Below are 18,881 nucleotides of genomic sequence, written 5' to 3' on the forward strand. Positions count from 1 at the left end.
CAACACTTAAGTGTGAAGTCGTACACCACAGCGTTTCTATATGTATATGATACCATATTTCAAAAAAATTTCAAGGGAAAATCTCAATTTTTTGGAACCGATATCACCTTTTCTTGAGTTGATCAATCTTCTCTTTTGTCGCCCCTAGGGCTCGCTCGTATTTGCCATTTTCATTGGGAGTGAAATAAGAGACCCCCTTAAGCTTGTCTGGTAGGTAGTCCTGTTGGACCCAATTGCCAGGATAATTGTGAGGGTACTTGTAGTCTTGGGCATTTCCCAAGGTCTTGCTTCCAGCATAATGACCGTCACGGAGGTGGCGAGGGATAGGAAGATTGCCCGATTTCCGGAGATCAGACAAGGCCTTATCCATGGCGACGTAGGCCGAGTTGGACTTAGGCGAAAGTGCCAGGTCAATGACGATGTTGGCGATGAGGATGCGGGCTTCGGGAAAGCCGATGCGCTCCGCTGCCTGAAGGGCTGTCACCGTATGGATCTGTGCATCTGGATTGGCCAGGCCGATATCTTCGTAGGCAATGACCGTCAAGCGACGGGCTAAGCTAGGGAGATCGCCCGCTTCAATCAAGCGTGCGGCGTAGTGGAGACTAGCATCGACATCGGATCCGCGGATGGACTTTTGCAGAGCAGAGAGGACATCGTAGTGGCCGTCTCCATCCTTGTCCATGGTGATATAGCTGCGCTGGAGGCTGTTTTCCATGATGTCGAGACTGATGTGGCGAACGCCATCCTCCCCTTCCTTGGTAGAGAGAACAGCCAAATCGAGAGAATTATAGGCAGAACGCAGGTCTCCATTGGTCGAAGTGGCGATGAAATCCAAGGCTTCCTCATCGAGGGTAACAGGGAAGTCAAAGCCCCGCTCAGGGTCGCTCAGTGCCAACTGGATCGCCTCTTTGACCTGTTCATTGGTCAAGGGTTCCAGCTCAAAGATCTGCACCCTACTGCGAATGGCAGGCGTCACGGAAAAGAAAGGATTTTCGGTTGTAGCGCCGATCATGATGACCAGACCGCTCTCCAATAAAGGCAGGAGAAAATCTTGTTTGGTCTTGTCCAAGCGATGAATCTCGTCCAAGAGCAGGACTAGACCACCTGAAAACTTAGCTTCCTCTGCAATCTCTTGCAGGCGTTTTTTACTGTCGACAGTTGCATTGAAGGTCCGAAAGGCATACTTGGTCGTGCCTGCGATGGCAGAAGCAATACTGGTCTTGCCAATCCCTGGTGGGCCAAAGAGAATCATGGACGAGAGACGATTGGCCTCCACCATGCGGCGGATGATTTTCCCTGGGCCGACCAGGTGTTCTTGTCCGATGACCTGATCAATGGTTTTGGGGCGCATGCGCAGGGCGAGATTGTCCGGCATGAGGGTCTCCTTTCTAGCTTTGTCTCCTTTAAAAGAGGCAGTTTTTATGGTAAGATTGTAGTAACTATTGTATCATATTCCGCTCTAAGAGTGGGAAATTAGAAAGAGGACATGATGTCTAAATATGGATTTTTGGATGTTTTAGAAGAGGAAATGGAAAAGGTCTTTCCCTTTGACTTTGAGATCAATTGGGATAAGAAGAATCATGCGGTAGAAGTGGCTTTTCTCTTAGAAGTACAAAACACAGGAGGGGTTGCCTTGGTCGATGAGTCGGGGGAAGAGTCGGGGGAAGAGTCTGACGAGGATATCTTCTTTGAAGAAGCCGTCATCTTCTACAATCCAGCCAAGTCGCATGTGGAAGAAGATGCCTATTTAACAGCCCTTCCGTATGAGCCGAAAAAAGGCTTGTCTCGGGAGTTTCTAGCTTATTTTGCGACCTTCCTAAAGGATACAGCCGAGCTGGCCTTGGATGACCTCATGGATTTCTTAGCAGACGAAGAAGCAGAGAGCTTTGAGATCGTCTGGAACCAAGAAGTTTTTGAAGAAGGCAAAGTCGGCCTGGAAGAAAGCACCTTTTACCCTTATCCGAGATATTAGAAACGAGTGGGTGAGTTGATGAAAAAACTTGGGACCTACCTGGTTTACGGCCTGTCCTTTCTTCTCTTGATGGGGGCTTTTGCCTTGGGGACGATCGCCTTTACGGAGTTAGGTTTTCAACTGGTTTTTGTACCGGGGTATCTCTTCACTTTTTCTAGCATGTATCTCATTTTCATTCTCCATGAACTGGGGCATGCTTTTTGTGGCTATCTGACGGGCTATCGGCTCGTCGCTTTAGGCTTGGGAAGTTTTCTCCTGACTAAAAAAGCAGGGAAGTTTCGTCTTAGTCGCACGGCCGTTCTGAAAAATGTCGGCGCCCAGTATATTGGACTAAAAGAGGATGAAAGTGACCAACGAATGATCTTGATGCTCTCCGGTGGTTTGCTGGTTCATTTGACTTTACTTATCGTATCCATCCTTTTTGGAGTTCTGACACAGAGTTGGTATTTTGCAGGCACTTGGATTTGTCTCAATCTCTCCTTCATTTTGGCCAATGCTCTCCCCCTTGGGATTACAGATGGAGCTAAAATTTTAGAATTGATGCACCATCCTGAAAATGTACCCTATGCTTATCTAGGATTGCGCCATTCTGCTCAGACCCTGCTAGCACCAGAAGATTACGATCTAAAAGATTTTGTTAGACCTGTTCCTGAGGAGGCGCAAGGAGGCTTTGTGGAGGGTGTCTTAGCCCTTCAAGGAGAAGTCTTGATTCTAGAGGGCAATCGCGAGGCGGCTAAGGAGCAGTTTCAGGCTTTACTGGAGAGAGCAGATAATCCGATGATTCAAACGGCTGCTCAGTTATCCCTACTGCATATCGCCTTGCTGGAAGGAGATGATGATAAAGCAGAGGAGTACGCGACCATTCGACGAGTCAAGTCTTTTTTGTCGATGAAATTGACCAATATACAGGCGGTCCAAGCCTGGTATCAATTTACCGTCAAGAAGGATTTGGCCCAGACCCACAAGGCGATCAAGATTGCCAGACAGAAGATGGGTGTGAGTCGCATGTTGCGGGATGAGAAAGCCTATTACCAGCAGTGGTTAGATGAGTTGGAACAAGCCATACAGGAAGAAGAGACCCAGGTGAACTGAGAAAAGGAAAGAGAGCTGTACGATGCTTCAGATATTTAAGCGGTTATTTAGTAAAAAATCCCAAAAATCTCAAGAGCGTGAGTCGATCCTTCCTCGAAATCGCTTTGCGGATCTTGATTTCGAGCGAATATTGAAGTCTGGAACTCGTCGACTTGTCGATGAGGAGGGGCGCTATGCAGAAGATGGTACAGTCACAGAACTTGAATTTCCTGAAGACTTTGCGGAATTTGAATTTCTAGTTGGTTTTAATACGGAGGAAGAAGAGCAGTTTCAGCAACTATTAGCTAGTTTGAATAGTTTTGACAATGCCATTCAGTCCCATTTGGAAAGTGAGATGCAACAACCTATCCCTCAGTATGCCAAGAATCTCGGTTATACTCAGAAGAGGTGGGAGAAAACCTTTTGCTTCCATCCTTGGATATTAAGCGGTGAGGAAAACCCGCCTAATCTTCGCTATGTTGCAGATTATGTAAACGATGAGTTTACGGTTTATTTTGCGAAAAGACATGGCAGATGGCTGGCGTACTGGGATGCAGAGTGCCAAAAAGTAATCGAAGAAAGCTAGCTCGTATTTTCCTAGAGAGTAATTGTTATCATAGAAAAGAGTAAATATCATGGAATTATTGGATAGCAGAATGGATTTCCAAGGTTGCAAGATTGCCTTGATTTGTGGGGATAAGGTCTTGACTATCTTACGTGATGACAAGGACGATATCCCTTGTCCCAACATGTGGGAGTTGCCAGGTGGTGGTCGTGAAGGAAACGAAAGCCCTTTCGAGTGCGCAGCGCGTGAAGTTTATGAGGAATTGGGAATTCATTTAGATGAAGACTGTCTGCTTTGGAGCAAGATTTATCCTAGCGTAATCTTTAAAGACAAGCAATCGGTCTTTATGGTTGGTCAGCTAAGACAAGAACAATTTGACAATATTACCTTTGGGAATGAAGGACAGGCCTATAAACTGATGCCTATTGAGGAATTTTTGAAGTCTAAACAGGCAGTGCCTCAGCTACAGGGGAGATTGAGGGATTATTTGGAGGAAGGTTTATGATAACACTTGTTCGAGCGGGAGCAGAGGATTTAGAAACTATTATTGCAATTCAGAGAGCTAGCTTTAAGGCTGTTTATGAAAAATACCATGATGAATATGACCCTTATCTCGAGGACCGCGAACGAATCAAATGGAAACTAGTCGAACGTCCCAATAGCTATTACTACTTTGTAAAAGAAGATGAAGAAAACATCGGATTTTTACGAGTTCAGACCAATGCCGAGTTAACGGAAGCTTGGTTGGGGACCGCAGCGATTCTGCCTCCGTATCAGGGAAAAGGGTATGGATCTGAAGGATTGCGCTTACTAGAAGAGGAATTTTCAACTGTTAGACAATGGGACTTGTGTACGGTGTTACAGGATGCAGGCATGGTTGCGTTCTACGAGAAGAATGGCTACCATCAAACCCATATCGAGCCTGAAAAAGAAGGCATGGATATGGTCTACATGAAAAAATTGATAGAGAAATAGAAAGGACGGTTCAGTTAAATTTTTAAACTGAACCCGCCCTAAACACGGTGCCAAAAAGATAAACTTCTCTTAGACACAAACGTCTTCAGAGAGTTTCCTATTTTGGCTTTGTGTTTTACGGGCTTGGTATCTTAATAATGGAAACATGGCAAGAGTTAAAAGTTACAGTCAAGCGTGAGGGAGAGGAGTTGGTCTCCAATCTCTTGATTGAGTTAGGTGCCCAGGGTGTTGCGATTGAAGACAGTATGGACTATGTGGGCAACGTCGATCGCTTTGGTGAGATTTTCCCTGAGGTCGAGCAACAAGAAGAAATTGTGGTGACAGCCTACTATCCTGAAACGGTTGATGTGGTAGCGGTTGAAGCGGACTTGCAGGCTCGCTTAGCAGAATTGACGGATTTTATGGACTTAGGAGAAGTCAAGATTGGTACTACTGCCTTGGCGGAGGAAGACTGGGCCGACAACTGGAAGAAATACTATGAACCAGCTCGCATCACTCATGACTTGACAATTGTGCCGTCATGGACGGACTATGAGGCGACTGCGGGAGAAAAGATTATCAAGTTAGATCCAGGTATGGCCTTTGGAACTGGGACCCACCCAACAACCAAGATGAGTCTTTTTGCCTTGGAGCAGGTTCTTCGTGGTGGCGAAACAGTGCTAGATGTGGGGACTGGTTCAGGAGTTCTTTCTATTGCTAGCTCACTTCTGGGTGCCAAGGAAATCTTTGCCTATGATCTAGATGATGTGGCAGTTCGCGTCGCTCAGGAGAATATTGAACTCAACCCTGGCATGGAAAATATCCATGTGGCGCCAGGCGATTTGCTCAAGGGGGTGGAGATTGAAACAGATGTCATCGTGGCCAATATCTTGGCGGATATCCTCATTCATCTGACAGATGATGCTTATCGCTTGGTCAAGGATGAAGGTTACCTGATCATGAGTGGCATTATCAGGGACAAGTGGGACATGGTCCGTGAGTCGGCGGAAGCAGCTGGATTTTTCCTTGAAACCCACATGATTCAAGGGGAATGGAATGCCTGCGTCTTCAAGAAGACCAAGGATGTCTCAGGTGTGATTGGAGGCTAGCATGCAGCAGTATTTTGTCAAAGGTCTTGCCACATCACCTGTCACCATCGAGGACAAGGAGACCAGCAAGCACATGTTTCAGGTTATGCGCCTGAAAGAAGATGATGAGGTCGCTTTAGTATTTGATGATGCCATTAAGCGTTTGGCGCGCGTGGTCAATGTGGAGGCGCGTCAGTTTGAGCTGGTTGAGGAATTGGATGACAATGTGGAACTACCTATTCAAGTGACCATCGCATCAGGCTTTCCCAAGGGGGATAAACTGGAGTTTATCACTCAAAAAGTAACAGAGCTCGGTGCTAGTCAAATTTGGGCCTTTCCTGCCGATTGGTCAGTTGCCAAGTGGGATGGCAAGAAATTGGGTAAAAAGGTTGAGAAACTAGAAAAAATCGCCCTTGGAGCAGCAGAGCAAAGCAAGCGGAATCTTGTTCCAAGCATTACCCTTTTTGAGAAAAAGGCAGACTTTCTAGCCCAACTCGACCAGTTTGACCGCATCGTGGTAGCCTATGAAGAGTCGGCCAAAGAAGGCGAAAGCGCTGCTCTTGTACAAGCTGTAAGTGGGCTTGAAAAAGGGAGCAAGGTTCTCTTTATCTTTGGTCCAGAAGGAGGTCTCTCACCTGCTGAAATTGAAAGTTTTGAAGCTAAAGGAGCAGTCCTTGCAGGCCTTGGCCCTCGGATTCTCCGTGCAGAAACCGCCCCACTCTATGCCCTTAGCGCAGTGAGTGTTGTCACAGAATTAATGAAAAACGCGTGAAGGTAGATCTTCACGCGTTTCTTTATGAGAACAAGAAAGAATTAGTTTTCTTCTTTCTTACGAGATGGAATAAGGAAGCCAAGTCCGGTCATCACCAATCCGATAAGGGCTAAGATGGAAGCACGTTCTCCTGTTTCAGGCAAGGTTTTTTCGCTGATAGAAGAAGCAACTACTGGCTTAGCAGTTTCTTGGCGAGCTTCTGCAGGGCGAGCTCCTTCTTGACTTGGAGCAGGAAGGGTAATGGTTTGTTGGCTATGAGATAAGGTGATGGTTTCATCTTGTGCCGGTTTCTGATGGTTCGGTACAAAGATAAATGGATTTTTTCCTGTTTCAGGACTTGTTGGTTCTTCTGGTTTTGTTTCAGGTTCTACTTTTGGTTCCACATAAACAAAGCGGTATTCCCCAAATCCTTCTTGTTTAGACGGTTCAAGGTAGACGACATCTCCGTCTTTACCAACCAGATCCTTAGCTTTGTCAGCTGTCAAGAAGCGGATATCTACATCCTTGATGCTGTCTGTAAAGCGCCAGTTACCGTCTGCACTTGGGTTGATATTCTTTTCTTCCAAGATGTAGTTAATGATAGCTTGGCGGTTTTCCAATCCAAGGAGTTGGTTCAGGCTAGCATCGCGAACGCCTGGGAATTTTCCGTTTGCCCGGTAGTTGTTGGTCACAACGATAAATTCTTGATCCGCAGCTACTTCTTTGCCTTGGTATTTCAAGTTGCGGACACGGCTAGCATCGGGGTTAACTGTTTTTCCTTCGCGGTCGTATTTATTTGGCTGGGTCACGTCAAACTCGTAGGTCACCCCGTCGATGACGTCAAAGTTGTAGGTCCGGTAGTTAGGGTTGACAAGCTGTTGAGGCTCTTTGCTAGTCGGGTCAATCGTGTTGAATTGACCAGCAGACATTTCCAACCATTCCTTGAGTTGGGCACCAGTCACCTTGAGGATGGCAGTGACGTTATCATAGAGATAAAGGTCAGCGACGTTCTTGATAGCGATTGGGCCAGCAGGGATATCTGTGTAGGCAGTAGCATCTCCACGTGTACCCGCCTTAAATGGTGCCGCAGCAGAGAGGATTGGAAGGTTGGCTTCTGGAGTTCCTGCTAGTTCTTTCTTAGCATACCAAGTTTGTGCGTTGTTTACGATTTGGACAGATGGATCATCCTTCACAAGGGCAAAGTAGCTAGTAATTGGAGCAGAAGTAGTTCCGACTTGTTGGCGGACGTATTTGACTGTTCCTTCATGCGCTTCTTTCGCAATCTCGGTGATGCGCTCATCGGCTACTTTTGATTTGGTGTCGATCTTGCGGATGGCAGCCTTACTTCCAACAACAGACCATTTACCATCGGTATAACGAAGATTGAGGTCGATTACTCCGAGGTGGTCGCCGTATTTTCCAGCCATGGTGACGGGTGTTCCATTGATTTTACCGTTTACACCGTCGACACCCGCATATTTTTCGTAGAAGCCAGTTCCGTTTCCACTTGGGAATTCTGCGTGTGAATGACCTGTTACAACGGCGTCAACACCTGGGAGGCTGGCAATTTGGTAGCCTTCGTTTTCTTCGCCTTTTTCATACTTGTCATCTCCGATACCAGAGTGAGAGAGAACGAGGACGACATCTGCTCCGGCTTTGCGCATTTCTGGGATGATGGCTTGGATGGCTTCGACGGAGTCATTAACCTTGACCTTGCCTTCGAGGTTGGCCTTGTCCCAGCTGAGGATTTGTGGAGGGACGATCCCTGTTACGCCGATATTGACATCGACTGAACGACCGTTCTTGTCAGTATAGGTCTTTTTGATAATCTTATATGGGTCGTAGACAAATTCACCAGTCTTTGCATCCACAACGTTGGCATTGACGATCGGCATACCAGCGGTTGCGATGACCTTTTTAAGGTAGTCTAGTCCGTAGTTGAATTCGTGGTTTCCAAGCGTTCCTGCATCAAAGCCCAATTTTTGAAGAGCTGTATACATCGGGTGTTGCTCACCATCTTTGATGGGATTGACGATGGCCTTGTAGGTACCAAGAGGAGTTCCTTGGATAGTATCTCCATTATCAACGAGGAGGACATTGCTGTTTTCTTTTTTCGCGTCTTCGATCAAGACAGCTGTTTTTGCTAGACCAACGTTTTGCGCTGGTTTGTTTTGATAATAGTCATAGTTGACCAAGTTGGTATGAAGGTCCGTTGTCGCAAGGATACGGACATCGACTTCTTGCCCCTCAACTGGAGTGGTCGCTTTTGCGTCACTGGCGCTATTTTGAGGTGCAGCAGGAGTCGCTTCGGTTGCTGTAGCAACGGCTTCTCCACTAGCAGTCGGAGTGTTATTGCTAGTGCTTGCTTCAGAGCTAGTAGCAGGAGTTGCGGCCTCTGTGACAGCAGTTGCCGACGAATCAGTTGCACTTGAGCTTGTCGCTTCATCTGCTTGGGCAGTCGTCGTTGCCAAGAAAGCGGCAGCAAGGCTGAATAGGGCAGCCTGTTTACGGAATGATGACATGGTTGTCCTCCTAAATAAAATGATGTCTTTCTATTATATCTTATTTTGTTCAGAATTTATTCGTTTTATTATTTTTTATATATTACAAATTAATGAATTTTTTATAAAAAATGGAGTATTTGTATAAAAAGGGAACCTAAGTTCGGGATTTCTGGCTGATAGTGCTGGAAAGCTCCTCCAATAGCATGAAAGTCAATCGGACTAGTTTTCATATAGAGCTAAAAGTGATAGAATAGAAGGCAAGAAAGTGGAGAAAACTAGATGCCGAAAGAAGAACCTTTAACAGGGGGCCAGGTTATTGCCCTTACCAAAAAATACTTGTCGGGAGAGGATGTTGCATTTGTAGAAAAAGCTCTCCTTTATGCAGTCGACTGCCATAGTGGGCAATTCCGTAAATCAGGTGAACCCTATATCATCCACCCTATTCAAGTTGCCGGCATTTTGGCAAAATTGAAGTTGGATGCTGTGACGGTTGCTTGTGGTTTTTTGCACGACGTTGTCGAGGATACAAACGCGACCCTAGATGATCTAGAACGTGAATTTGGGCACGATGTCCGAGTGATTGTTGATGGAGTGACCAAGCTCGGGAAGGTCAAATACAAGTCCCATGAAGAGCAGCTGGCAGAGAACCACCGCAAGATGCTCATGGCCATGTCTCAGGATATCCGTGTCATCTTGGTCAAGCTAGCAGACCGCTTGCACAACATGCGGACTTTGAAGCATTTACGCAAGGACAAGCAAGAACGGATTTCCCAGGAGACCATGGAAATCTATGCGCCGCTAGCCCACCGTCTCGGGATTTCCAGCGTCAAGTGGGAATTGGAAGATCTATCCTTCCGTTATCTGAATGAAGTCGAGTTCTATAAAATTTCCCATATGATGAAGGAGAAGCGTCGCGAGCGGGAAGCCTTGGTAGAAGAAGTTGTCCAAAAGATCGAGTCCTATGCGGCAGAACGCCACCTCTATGGGAAAATCTATGGTCGTCCTAAGCATATCTACTCCATCTACCGCAAGATGCAGGATAAGAAGAAGCGCTTTGATGAAATCTATGATTTGATTGCCATTCGCTGTATCCTAGAATCACCAAGTGACGTCTATGCCATGCTGGGCTATATCCACGAGTTGTGGAAGCCTATGCCAGGCCGTTTCAAGGACTACATCGCCAATCGCAAGGCCAATGGTTACCAGTCCATCCATACCACTGTTTACGGACCAAAAGGTCCCATCGAGTTCCAGATCCGTACCAAGGAAATGCACGAGGTTGCTGAGTACGGGGTTGCGGCACACTGGGCTTATAAGAAAGGAATCAAGGGCCAAGTCAATAGCAAAGAATCGGCTATTGGGATGAACTGGATCAAGGAGATGATGGAACTCCAAGATCAGGCGGATGATGCCAAAGAATTTGTAGATACGGTCAAAGAAAACTATCTAGCCGAAGAGATTTATGTCTTTACCCCAGATGGAGCGGTTCGTTCTCTTCCAAAGGATTCTGGACCGATTGACTTTGCCTATGAGATTCATACCAAGATCGGGGAAAAAGCGACTGGTGCCAAGGTTAATGGCCGTATGGTTCCTTTGACTACCAAGCTGAAAACGGGTGACCAGGTTGAAATCATCACCAATCCAAATTCATTTGGACCAAGTCGTGACTGGCTCAATATCGTCAAGACCAGCAAGGCCCGCAATAAGATCCGCCAATTCTTTAAGAACCAAGACAAGGAACTCTCGATCAACCGTGGACGAGAGTTGCTCATGGCCCAATTCCATGAGCATGATATGATTGCCAACAAGTTCATGGATAAGAAGCACATGGACAAGGTCTTGCAAAAGACCAGCTACAAGACCGAAGAGGCCTTGTTTGCGGCCATCGGTTTTGGAGAAATCGGAGCCATCTCTGTCTTTAATCGTTTGACGGAGGAAGAGCGCCGCGAAGAGGAAAAAGCCAAGGCGCGTGCGGAAGCCGAAGAGCTGGTCAAAGGTGGCGAAGTCAAGGTTGAAAATAAAAAAGACACCCTCAAGGTCCGCCATGAAGGTGGTGTGGTCATCCAAGGAGCTTCTGGTCTCTTGATCCGGATTGCCAAGTGTTGCAATCCTGTGCCAGGAGATACAATTGTCGGCTACATTACCAAAGGACGTGGGGTTGCTATTCACCGTCAAGATTGTATGAACCTGCGGGCCCAAGACAACTACGAGCAACGTTTGATTGATGTCGAGTGGGAAGACAATAACACGACCAAGGACTACATCGCCCATATCGATATTTACGGCCTCAACCGTGCAGGCCTCCTCAACGATGTCCTTCAAGTCCTCTCCAACACGGCTAAGATGATCTCAACTGTCAATGCCCAACCAACCAAAGATATGAAATTTGCCAATATCCACATTTCCTTCGGGATTCCAAACCTGTCTATGTTGACAACGGTTGTGGATAAGATTAAGAGTGTGCCGGAGGTGTACTCTGTTAAGCGTACCAACGGCTAGTCGGCTGCTCAGTTATCTTTTATTGCTTCGTTAGCTCGCCTCGCCGTACTCCAGTACTGTCTTCGTCTCGCTGCCTTGCCCTAAAAGCAACTGAACAGCCTTTGGTTTTCGGATAGTCTGCCTGCTTTTCATCGCCTTGTTTGAAGTCGATGTTCTTTGAAGCTTAGTGGTGAGCCCAATAGATTGTATAATAGGATAATAAGATGAAATTAGTAATTCAACGGGTCAAAAGGGCCTCGGTTTCTATTGATGGTCAAGTTTATAGTCAGATTCAAGAAGGACTTCTTCTCTTGGTGGGAGTGGGTCCGGATGATGACCAAAAGGACCTGGAATACGCAGTACGAAAGGTCACGCAAATGCGAATTTTCTCGGATGAAGAAGGGAAGATGAACTTATCTGTTAAGGATATTCAAGGAGAAATCCTCTCGATTTCTCAATTTACCCTCTTTGCCCAGACAAAAAAAGGCAATCGTCCAGCCTTTATTGGGGCAGCCAATCCAGAGATGGCTAGCCAGCTCTATGATGATTTTAATGATTTGTTAGAAAAGGAAGTCCCTGTCAAACGAGGGGTCTTCGCTGCAGATATGGCAATTGAACTCATCAATGATGGCCCAGTGACCATCATCCTCGATACGAAAAATCCATAAAAAAACAAGCCCTTGATTAAAAGGCATGTTTGAATGTAGACAAATTACTTTTTACTTAGGATAGCTGGATAATTTTTCAAAAAAATTCTTATATTACTCTGGATTGTCAAAGTAAATCCGAAACTTTCCGCTGTGAGAAAAATGCTTGAAACATTGTTGTTTCAAGCATTCGGGAGTTTTGAAACCTTAGGTTCAAAACTAAGTCATGGAACTTCGTAGAAGTTCGCTGACGTCCGTACTCACCTAAGGAAAGTTTCTAGGAATACTATTTCTTCAATCTGACATGCCCTTTATCAAAGGGCATGTTTTTCTATGTAAAGTTGTTGGGCAATCAGATGATTGATTTGGATGTCTTGGTCTTTGATCTGGAGATGATAGAGGCCGGTGTAATCATCATAGCCTTTGAAGAGAATGACATCTCCAATGGTCAGCTGGATCTGGTCTAAAAAATTCAGCAATTCAAAGCTATCCTGGACTCTTCGCAAACGATAGGTTCCCGGTTCGCTGACATCACTCAAACGGTCCTGGTAAGCCTCGATGAGAATTTTTCCTTTGGGTGGAATGGTTCCTCCATGGGGGCAGGTTTTGGGAGTGTCTAACATCTGGTCAAGTTTATCGATAAAGCGGTCGGAGACAGTATGTTCGAGCACTTCAGCCTCTTCATGGACTTCTTCAGTCGTATAGCCCAGTTTTTTGAGCAAGAACACTTCAATCAAGCGGTGCTTGCGAAAGAGATCGGAAACCGTTTGGAGGCCGAGCTTGGTTAGCAGATAGCCGTGGGTCTTGTCCTTGATGAGGAGATTCTCCGAGATCATGCGTTTGACCATCTCAGTCACGGCTGGAGGCGAAACCTGCATCCGGGCCGCAATCTCTTTGTTACTAATTTTTTCATGTTGCGTGCCGATTTCATAGATGCACTTGAGGTAATCTTCTTTATTTGGTGTCATAGGGTCCTCTTTTCTTCGCTTCTTCTAGTATATCAAAAAAAGCGCGAAATGGCTTGGCCAGTGGATAGGAATTGTCTGGGAGGGAGAAAGATGATAGTATAGAAGCATAAACCGAGAACAATATGGAAAGGAGGGTGCAAATGCAGCGACAGGAATTGGAAAAACTGGGCTGGACGACCAGAGGTCTCAGCTACTTAGAAAAACAACTGCAGTCTTGCGAAGATGAAGCAACAAGGCAAGACTCTTACCGCTCTGTCTTCGTCTTTGCCAGTCCTCTTTTCCAAGAGATGTGGCAGAGAGAACTGCAAGGGTTGACGGAAGGCCGTGCCCAGGCCCTCTTAAGAGGGGTCATGCACCTCTGTCTCATGCCACGGGATTTATCGGGAACCTGTGAGGAGACTGCCTTCTTACTGAAGCGGTTCTGGCCAGATTGCCCGCCTCATTCGTCTTTTTGGTCCTCTTTTTCAAGAGTGGTTCAAGTAGCATTTGCTCAGGATCCATTAGCCAGCAAAGCAGGAGATCAGCTCTTAAAACGACAGGTTCACCAGTTTCGCTATCTGCTCTCTGCCTACCAGGCCCAGTGGATTCGGGAGCATTATGCCAGAGCGGGGCAGACTGATGAAGAGGCGCTACAAGCTTACTTGCAGGAGACAAAAGGGATCAAAATCGATGCTTATGCAGCAGCTCGTCTCCATAATAAGGTCTATGTGGATCAAGATGGCCAACTTGCTTTCCCATCTCGTGCTCAGGCCCAGTTGAATTTTAAGGTATTGCTCAACTTTCATACAGAGTATATCCTGGATCAGGGTGGCCAGTTTCTCAACGAAGTGGATCCGTATCAGATTTCTGAAAATGGCATTGTCAATGGAGCCAGTTTCAACTATGGCTTAGCCAAAGGCCATACCCATAAGGACTTGGATATCGATCCCGTTAAACCGTGGGATCCAGCTTTTCGCAAGAAGGTTCTCTATCAGCAAGGTGTTCGCTATCTAGCTCCGAAGAATGATCGCAGTATTGAAGGCTACTGGAGTCGGAAGGGAACCTTTGCACAAGGAGGCAAGAGCTATAAGCAACAAGTAGCAAAGCGCGTGCGGAGTTTCCTCAGAGGCATCCCACGCTTACGCTGGCGACTTTTACTCAAGAATGGGCTCCATCGGATTTTATAGTAGTCCTCTTTCGGATTGAAGAAAAAGGCCTCTTAGAAACTCACCTAAGGAAAGTCTCTGAACAGATTTTGTAGATAAAGTAAAAAGAGGTCCTAGACCTCTTTTTACTTTATCCAAGTGCTTTGACGGCTTCGATTGCCGCGTCGTAATTGGGTTCGCTGTTGATGTTGTCTAGGTATTCGACGTAAGTGACCTTGTTGTCTGCATCTAGGACCAAGACAGCGCGTGCGAGCAAATGCCATTCATTGATCAAGAGGCCATAGGCTTTTCCGAAGGAATGGTCGAAGTAGTCTGAGATCATGATGGCATTTTCGATCCCTTCAGCAGCACACCATTTACCTTGAGCGAAAGGAAGGTCGACAGAAACTGTCAAGACCACAGTGTCCTCCATGTCAGAGAGGGCCTGGTTGAAGTGACGTGTTTGAGTAGAACAGATACCTGTGTCAATAGATGGGATCACGCTGAGGACTTTTTTCTTCCCAGCAAAATCAGCCAAAGATTTTTTCTCTAAGTTTGGTGTAGTCAGTGAAAAGTCATGAGCAGTATCGCCAACTTGAAGTTGAGATCCGGTAAAGGTAACAGGGTTTCCTAAAAATGTTGTCATAGCAAAGACTCCTTTTTTCTTTTCATTGTACATTAATGAAGGGGGAAGAGCCACTGATTTGTTTGAGAATCTAATCAGTTTGGAATCTTATTTGTTCAGACCTTCTGCGATTTTCTCTAAATTCCATTTCATCATGCTGTAGTAGCTGTCGCCTTCTTCCCCTTCTTTGGCAATTGAGTCAGTAAAGATCTTTGCAAAGATAGGGATATTGCTATCCTTAGACACAGTTTTCATAGGACGCTCATCGACACTGGATTCGACAAAGAGGGACGGTACTTTGGTTTGACGCAATTTCTCTAGTAGCGTTTTGATTTGTTCAGGTGTCCCTTCTACTTCAGTGTTGATTTCCCAGATATAGGCAGATGGGACGCCGTAGGCTTTGGAGAAGTACTTGAAGCAACCCTCACTGGTTACGATCATCTTCTTCTCTGCTGGGATGTTATTGAATGCTTGCTTGGCTTCTTGGTCTAACTTACTTAGTTTTTCAGTATAGGCTGCTAGATTTTTTTCGTAGAAGTCCTTGTTTTTTGGATCTTTGGCGATTAATTGTTTGGCAATGTTTTTAGCGTAGATGATTCCATTTTCGAGATTGAGCCAAGCGTGAGGGTCTTCTTTTCCAGCTTGGTTTTGGCCTTCTAGGTAGATGACCTCTACGCCATCGCTGGCAGCGAAATAGTCCTTGTTTTCTACTTTATTAGCATTTTTGACCAATTTGGTAAACCAAGCATTGCCACCCGTTTCGAGGTTGATCCCATTGTAGAAGATCAGGTCTGCTTGTGAAGTTTTTTTGACATCTTCTGGGAGTGGTTCGTATTCGTGGGGATCTTGGCCGACAGGGACAATACTGTGGAGCTCGATTTTGTCCCCAGCGATATTTTTGGTGATATCTGCGAGGATGGAGTTGGTGGTAACCACCTTCAATTTATCAGATGAGGACTTAGAAGAAGAGCCTTTGCTACAGGCCAACAGGCCAAATAAGAGCGCCACAAAGAGGGCGAGGACAGAAGCGATTTTTTTCATGTGTTTCTCCTTTAATGAGGTGAAAGAGCGTGCTTATTCTTTCTCTGCTTAGGAGCGATAAAGAAGCTGATGAGAAAGAAGATGGCAGAAGTGAGGACAATACAAGACCCGACGGCGATGTTGAAACTGTAGCCAATAAAGAGTCCCAGGATAGAAGCTAGAGCACCTAATCCGGATGAAAGGAGCATCATGGACCAGAGGCTATTGGCATAGAGATAGGCTGTCGCAGCGGGTGTGATGAGCATGGCGACGATGAGAATGGTCCCGACACTCTGCATGGCAGTGACAGAAACCAAGGTCAAGAGCACCATGAGCAGGTAGTGATAGAGTTTGACCCGGACGCCCATGGATTGAGCCAGAACAGGATCAAAAGAAGTGAGCAGTAGGGGACGAAAGAGCAGGACAATCACCAGTAAGACTGCCACTCCAACACCGATGGTCACCCACATATCCTGGTCTTGCACGGCCAAGATATTTCCAAAGAGGATGTGGAAAAGGTCGGTAGAACTTTTAGCGACTCCGATCAGAATGACTCCTAAGGCGAGGAAAGAAGAAAAGGTAATCCCAATCGCAGTGTCGCTCTTGATGATGGAGTTGCTCTTGATATAGGTGATCAGGATGGAAGCTAACAGCCCGAAGGCAATGGCGCCAATAAAGAAATTGATGCCCAGGATAAAGGACAGAGCCACCCCCGGAAGGACCGCGTGTGAGATGGCATCTCCCATGAGAGACATGCCTCGCAAAATGATGAAGCATCCGACAGCTCCAGCGACAATCCCGATGGCAATGGCTGTGATCAGGGCATTTTGTAAGAAGTGGAAATGCTGTAATCCATTGATAAATTCTGTAATCATCTGACTCCACCTCCTATAAAGAGTTCATGACCGTAGGCTGCGTGAAGATTCTCTTTGGTAAAGGTTTCCTCTGTTTTGCCAAAAGCAATCAGCTTGCGATGAAGGAGCAAGACCTGGTCAAAATAAGCTGGAACCTTGCTGAGATCGTGATGGACGATCAGGATGGTCTTGCCTTCCTTTTTCAAGGTTTGGAGTGTCTGCATGATGATTTCTTCGCTAACAGAGTCAATCCCAGCGAAGGGCTCATCCAAAAAGATAACATCTGCTTCTTGGACTAAGCAGCGAGCGATTAGGACCCGTTGGAATTGCCCTCCCGAAAGCTGGCCAATCTGGCGATCGACTAGATCAAGGAGATTGACAAGCCGCAAGGCATCTTCCACCTTTTGGAGATCCTCTTTGCTTTTTCTCTTGAAGATAGAAAGATGGGGGTAGAGGCCCAGTGAGACACATTCCCGCACCGTGATGGGGAAGTGGAAATCAATAGCTGTCTTTTGTTCAACATAAGCCACTCGTTGAAGAACTTGGCCGAGATCTTGTTGATCGAGCAGGACCTTTCCCGAATGAGGGAGAAGTCCTAGCATGGCCTTGATCAGAGTTGATTTCCCCGCACCGTTGGGTCCAAGAATTCCTAGGATGGTTGGCCCCTTGATGGTGAGGGAAAGATCCTCCAAGGCCAGTGTTTGCTGGTAAGCAACACTGAGATGTTCAATTTGAATCATGATTTTTCTCCTTTGCCATTAATATACATGAATAAAAAGATTAAGTCAAGTTAATTTTTTAAATAATTTAGATTAACTCACTTGTAATCATTGAAAAATAGACCTATTTTTGATAAGGTTAATAGAAAAGAATGAAAGCGAGAAGATCATGGTACGTTTACAAGATGATTTTTATGATTACGTCAATGGGGAATGGGCTGAGACAGCTGTTATTCCTGATGACAAACCGTCAACTGGTGGTTTTATGGACTTGATCCAAGATATCGAAAACTTGATGTTGGATATTACCGGAAAATGGCAACGGGGAGAAGAGCTGCCCGAAGACAGCATTCTCCAAAACTTTGTCAAATACCACAAAATGGTGGCAGATTTTGATGCGCGTGAAGCAGCTGGTGTAGCACCAGTCATGCCTTTGATTAGTGAAATTAAGGCTCTGTCTTCTTTTGAAGACTATACCAGCAAGTTAGGCACCTATGAACTAGCTGGCAAACCAAATCTCTTGCCATTTAGCGTATCACCAGACTTTATGAATGCTCAAATGAATGTCTTGTGGGGAGAGTCTCTTGCTCTCATCTTGCCAGATACGACCTACTATGAAGAAGGCAACGAAAAGGGTCCAGAATTACTGGCTATCTGGCGCCAGATGATGGAAAAACTCTTGCCAAAATTTGAATTCTCAGAGGCAGAAATCAAAGATATCCTGGATAAAGTCATTGCAGCAGATGCAGAATTGGCTAAGTATGTTTTATCAAATGAAGAAAAATCTGAGTACAACAAACTCTACCATCCATATGAGTGGGCAGATTTCAATGCCTTGGTTCCAGAATTGCCACTCGATGCCTTCTTTACAGAAGTGATCGGACAAACACCAGATAAAATCATCGTGCCGGAAGAGCGTTTCTGGAAGGAATTCGCTCCAAAATACTACTCGGCAGCCAACTGGGAAACTATTCATGCTAAATTGAAACTCGGTGCAGCCTTAGATTGGACATCTTTCTTGACCGAAGAAATTCGTGTCTTGTCTGGTGAGTATGGACGGACCATTACAGGGATTCCAGAACCTCGTCCGAAAGAAAAAGCCGCTTTGGCTTTGGCAGAAGGACCTTATAGCCAAGCACTTGGCCTTTGGTATGCGGGCGAAAAATTCTCACCAGAAGCAAAAGCAGACGTAGAGCATAAAGTAGCGACCATGATTGACGTCTACAAGGAGCGCTTAGAAAAAGCAGACTGGCTCGCTCCTGAAACTCGTGAAAAAGCCATTGTCAAACTCAATGTCATTACACCGCATATTGGCTACCCTGAAAAATTACCAGAAACATACGCCAAAAAGATTATCGACGAGAGCAAGACCTTGGTGGAAAATGCTCAAGCTCTCTATGAAATTTCCATTGCCCATACTTGGAGCAAGTGGAACCAACCAGTCGATCGGAGCGAATGGCACATGCCAGCTAATATGGTCAATGCTTACTATGATCCGCAACAAAACCAAATCGTCTTCCCAGCAGCGATTTTACAAGCAC

18 protein-coding genes are annotated in these 18,881 nt (G+C 45.9%); 11 read left to right on the forward strand and 7 right to left on the reverse strand.

All coding sequences use genetic code 11. The features are described 5' to 3' along the window. Positions 1-103: 103 nt before the first annotated feature. Positions 104-1,375, reverse strand: coding sequence for a replication-associated recombination protein A (locus RCH62_RS06530; RefSeq protein WP_129270382.1), 1,272 nt, complete (start codon positions 1,373-1,375; stop codon positions 104-106). A gap of 114 nt (positions 1,376-1,489) precedes the next feature. Here RCH62_RS06530 and RCH62_RS06535 point away from each other — a divergent pair, with 114 nt between their 5' ends. From RCH62_RS06535 to RCH62_RS06565, 7 genes are all read left to right on the forward strand, one after another. Further along, positions 1,490-1,972 (forward strand): DUF3013 family protein, encoded by a 483-nt coding sequence (locus RCH62_RS06535; RefSeq protein WP_306474880.1) that lies wholly within the window; start codon positions 1,490-1,492, stop codon positions 1,970-1,972. A gap of 18 nt (positions 1,973-1,990) precedes the next feature. Next, positions 1,991-3,064 (forward strand): site-2 protease family protein, encoded by a 1,074-nt coding sequence (locus tag RCH62_RS06540; protein ID WP_306474881.1) that lies wholly within the window; start codon positions 1,991-1,993, stop codon positions 3,062-3,064. 22 nt (positions 3,065-3,086) lie between these two features. Next, entirely contained in the window at positions 3,087-3,629 is a 543-nt protein-coding gene (locus tag RCH62_RS06545) for a hypothetical protein (protein ID WP_129270386.1), read from the forward strand. 49 nt (positions 3,630-3,678) lie between these two features. Further along, positions 3,679-4,113 (forward strand): NUDIX hydrolase, encoded by a 435-nt coding sequence (locus RCH62_RS06550; RefSeq protein ID WP_031574864.1) that lies wholly within the window; start codon positions 3,679-3,681, stop codon positions 4,111-4,113. Next, positions 4,110-4,583, forward strand: a complete 474-nt coding sequence (locus RCH62_RS06555) for a GNAT family N-acetyltransferase (protein ID WP_117744950.1) — start codon at positions 4,110-4,112, stop codon at positions 4,581-4,583. The genes RCH62_RS06550 and RCH62_RS06555 overlap by 4 nt, the downstream gene beginning before the upstream one ends. A gap of 137 nt (positions 4,584-4,720) precedes the next feature. Further along, positions 4,721-5,671, forward strand: a complete 951-nt coding sequence (prmA, locus tag RCH62_RS06560) for a 50S ribosomal protein L11 methyltransferase (RefSeq protein ID WP_129270388.1) — start codon at positions 4,721-4,723, stop codon at positions 5,669-5,671. 1 nt (position 5,672) lies between these two features. Beyond that, positions 5,673-6,422 (forward strand): 16S rRNA (uracil(1498)-N(3))-methyltransferase, encoded by a 750-nt coding sequence (locus RCH62_RS06565; protein ID WP_306474882.1) that lies wholly within the window; start codon positions 5,673-5,675, stop codon positions 6,420-6,422. 41 nt (positions 6,423-6,463) lie between these two features. Here the strand turns inward: RCH62_RS06565 and RCH62_RS06570 are convergent, their stop codons facing one another. After that, the gene (locus RCH62_RS06570) at positions 6,464-8,923 is read right to left on the reverse strand and encodes a bifunctional 2',3'-cyclic-nucleotide 2'-phosphodiesterase/3'-nucleotidase (RefSeq protein WP_306474883.1); all 2,460 of its coding nucleotides are present in this window, start codon (positions 8,921-8,923) and stop codon (positions 6,464-6,466) included. A gap of 261 nt (positions 8,924-9,184) precedes the next feature. Here RCH62_RS06570 and RCH62_RS06575 point away from each other — a divergent pair, with 261 nt between their 5' ends. Both RCH62_RS06575 and dtd read left to right on the forward strand, forming a co-directional pair. Continuing rightward, positions 9,185-11,404 (forward strand): bifunctional (p)ppGpp synthetase/guanosine-3',5'-bis(diphosphate) 3'-pyrophosphohydrolase, encoded by a 2,220-nt coding sequence (locus RCH62_RS06575; RefSeq protein WP_135783201.1) that lies wholly within the window; start codon positions 9,185-9,187, stop codon positions 11,402-11,404. Positions 11,405-11,607: 203 nt separating this feature from the next. Then, the gene (gene dtd / locus RCH62_RS06580) at positions 11,608-12,051 is read left to right on the forward strand and encodes a D-aminoacyl-tRNA deacylase (protein WP_023027608.1); all 444 of its coding nucleotides are present in this window, start codon (positions 11,608-11,610) and stop codon (positions 12,049-12,051) included. A 293-nt stretch (positions 12,052-12,344) separates the two neighbouring features. On the opposite strand, the gene RCH62_RS06585 is transcribed toward dtd, so the two are convergent. Beyond that, positions 12,345-12,998: a metal-dependent transcriptional regulator gene (locus RCH62_RS06585; RefSeq protein WP_306474884.1), complete on the reverse strand. Its 654-nt coding sequence runs from the start codon at positions 12,996-12,998 to the stop codon at positions 12,345-12,347. A 140-nt stretch (positions 12,999-13,138) separates the two neighbouring features. On the opposite strand from RCH62_RS06585, the gene RCH62_RS06590 reads away from it, so the two are divergent. Continuing rightward, positions 13,139-14,164, forward strand: a complete 1,026-nt coding sequence (locus RCH62_RS06590) for a DUF3114 domain-containing protein (protein ID WP_042361347.1) — start codon at positions 13,139-13,141, stop codon at positions 14,162-14,164. 109 nt (positions 14,165-14,273) lie between these two features. On the opposite strand, the gene tpx is transcribed toward RCH62_RS06590, so the two are convergent. The 4 genes from tpx to RCH62_RS06610 form a co-directional block, all read right to left on the reverse strand. After that, on the reverse strand, positions 14,274-14,768 hold the full coding sequence (gene tpx / locus RCH62_RS06595; RefSeq protein WP_048717579.1) for a thiol peroxidase: 495 nt from the start codon (positions 14,766-14,768) through the stop codon (positions 14,274-14,276). A gap of 87 nt (positions 14,769-14,855) precedes the next feature. Beyond that, positions 14,856-15,788, reverse strand: a complete 933-nt coding sequence (locus RCH62_RS06600; RefSeq protein ID WP_061564678.1) for a metal ABC transporter substrate-binding protein — start codon at positions 15,786-15,788, stop codon at positions 14,856-14,858. A gap of 11 nt (positions 15,789-15,799) precedes the next feature. Beyond that, positions 15,800-16,642 (reverse strand): metal ABC transporter permease, encoded by an 843-nt coding sequence (locus tag RCH62_RS06605; RefSeq protein WP_306474885.1) that lies wholly within the window; start codon positions 16,640-16,642, stop codon positions 15,800-15,802. Further along, complete coding sequence (locus RCH62_RS06610) at positions 16,639-17,361, reverse strand: metal ABC transporter ATP-binding protein (RefSeq protein ID WP_125329767.1); 723 nt, start codon at positions 17,359-17,361, stop codon at positions 16,639-16,641. The genes RCH62_RS06605 and RCH62_RS06610 overlap by 4 nt, the downstream gene beginning before the upstream one ends. 148 nt (positions 17,362-17,509) lie before the next feature. Between RCH62_RS06610 and RCH62_RS06615 the strand changes: the two genes are divergently transcribed. Further along, positions 17,510-18,881, forward strand: a 1,372-nt coding sequence (locus RCH62_RS06615) for an endopeptidase (RefSeq protein ID WP_306474886.1), incomplete at its 3' end; no start/stop codon positions are given.

Source organism: Streptococcus sp. (assembly GCF_030825805.1).
Taxonomy (GTDB): Bacteria; Bacillota; Bacilli; order Lactobacillales; family Streptococcaceae; genus Streptococcus.

What these genes read in the sequence shown, in the direction of transcription:
- RCH62_RS06530 (WP_129270382.1), bottom strand. Translation starts at nt 1,375, where the DNA reads ATGCCGGACAATCTCGCCCTGCGCATGCGCCCCAAAACCATTGATCAG.
- RCH62_RS06535 (WP_306474880.1), top strand. Translation starts at nt 1,490, where the DNA reads ATGTCTAAATATGGATTTTTGGATGTTTTAGAAGAGGAAATGGAAAAG.
- RCH62_RS06540 (WP_306474881.1), top strand. Translation starts at nt 1,991, where the DNA reads ATGAAAAAACTTGGGACCTACCTGGTTTACGGCCTGTCCTTTCTTCTC.
- RCH62_RS06545 (WP_129270386.1), top strand. Translation starts at nt 3,087, where the DNA reads ATGCTTCAGATATTTAAGCGGTTATTTAGTAAAAAATCCCAAAAATCT.
- RCH62_RS06550 (WP_031574864.1), top strand. Translation starts at nt 3,679, where the DNA reads ATGGAATTATTGGATAGCAGAATGGATTTCCAAGGTTGCAAGATTGCC.
- RCH62_RS06555 (WP_117744950.1), top strand. Translation starts at nt 4,110, where the DNA reads ATGATAACACTTGTTCGAGCGGGAGCAGAGGATTTAGAAACTATTATT.
- prmA (WP_129270388.1), top strand. Translation starts at nt 4,721, where the DNA reads ATGGAAACATGGCAAGAGTTAAAAGTTACAGTCAAGCGTGAGGGAGAG.
- RCH62_RS06565 (WP_306474882.1), top strand. Translation starts at nt 5,673, where the DNA reads ATGCAGCAGTATTTTGTCAAAGGTCTTGCCACATCACCTGTCACCATC.
- RCH62_RS06570 (WP_306474883.1), bottom strand. Translation starts at nt 8,923, where the DNA reads ATGTCATCATTCCGTAAACAGGCTGCCCTATTCAGCCTTGCTGCCGCT.
- RCH62_RS06575 (WP_135783201.1), top strand. Translation starts at nt 9,185, where the DNA reads ATGCCGAAAGAAGAACCTTTAACAGGGGGCCAGGTTATTGCCCTTACC.
- dtd (WP_023027608.1), top strand. Translation starts at nt 11,608, where the DNA reads ATGAAATTAGTAATTCAACGGGTCAAAAGGGCCTCGGTTTCTATTGAT.
- RCH62_RS06585 (WP_306474884.1), bottom strand. Translation starts at nt 12,998, where the DNA reads ATGACACCAAATAAAGAAGATTACCTCAAGTGCATCTATGAAATCGGC.
- RCH62_RS06590 (WP_042361347.1), top strand. Translation starts at nt 13,139, where the DNA reads ATGCAGCGACAGGAATTGGAAAAACTGGGCTGGACGACCAGAGGTCTC.
- tpx (WP_048717579.1), bottom strand. Translation starts at nt 14,768, where the DNA reads ATGACAACATTTTTAGGAAACCCTGTTACCTTTACCGGATCTCAACTT.
- RCH62_RS06600 (WP_061564678.1), bottom strand. Translation starts at nt 15,788, where the DNA reads ATGAAAAAAATCGCTTCTGTCCTCGCCCTCTTTGTGGCGCTCTTATTT.
- RCH62_RS06605 (WP_306474885.1), bottom strand. Translation starts at nt 16,642, where the DNA reads ATGATTACAGAATTTATCAATGGATTACAGCATTTCCACTTCTTACAA.
- RCH62_RS06610 (WP_125329767.1), bottom strand. Translation starts at nt 17,361, where the DNA reads ATGATTCAAATTGAACATCTCAGTGTTGCTTACCAGCAAACACTGGCC.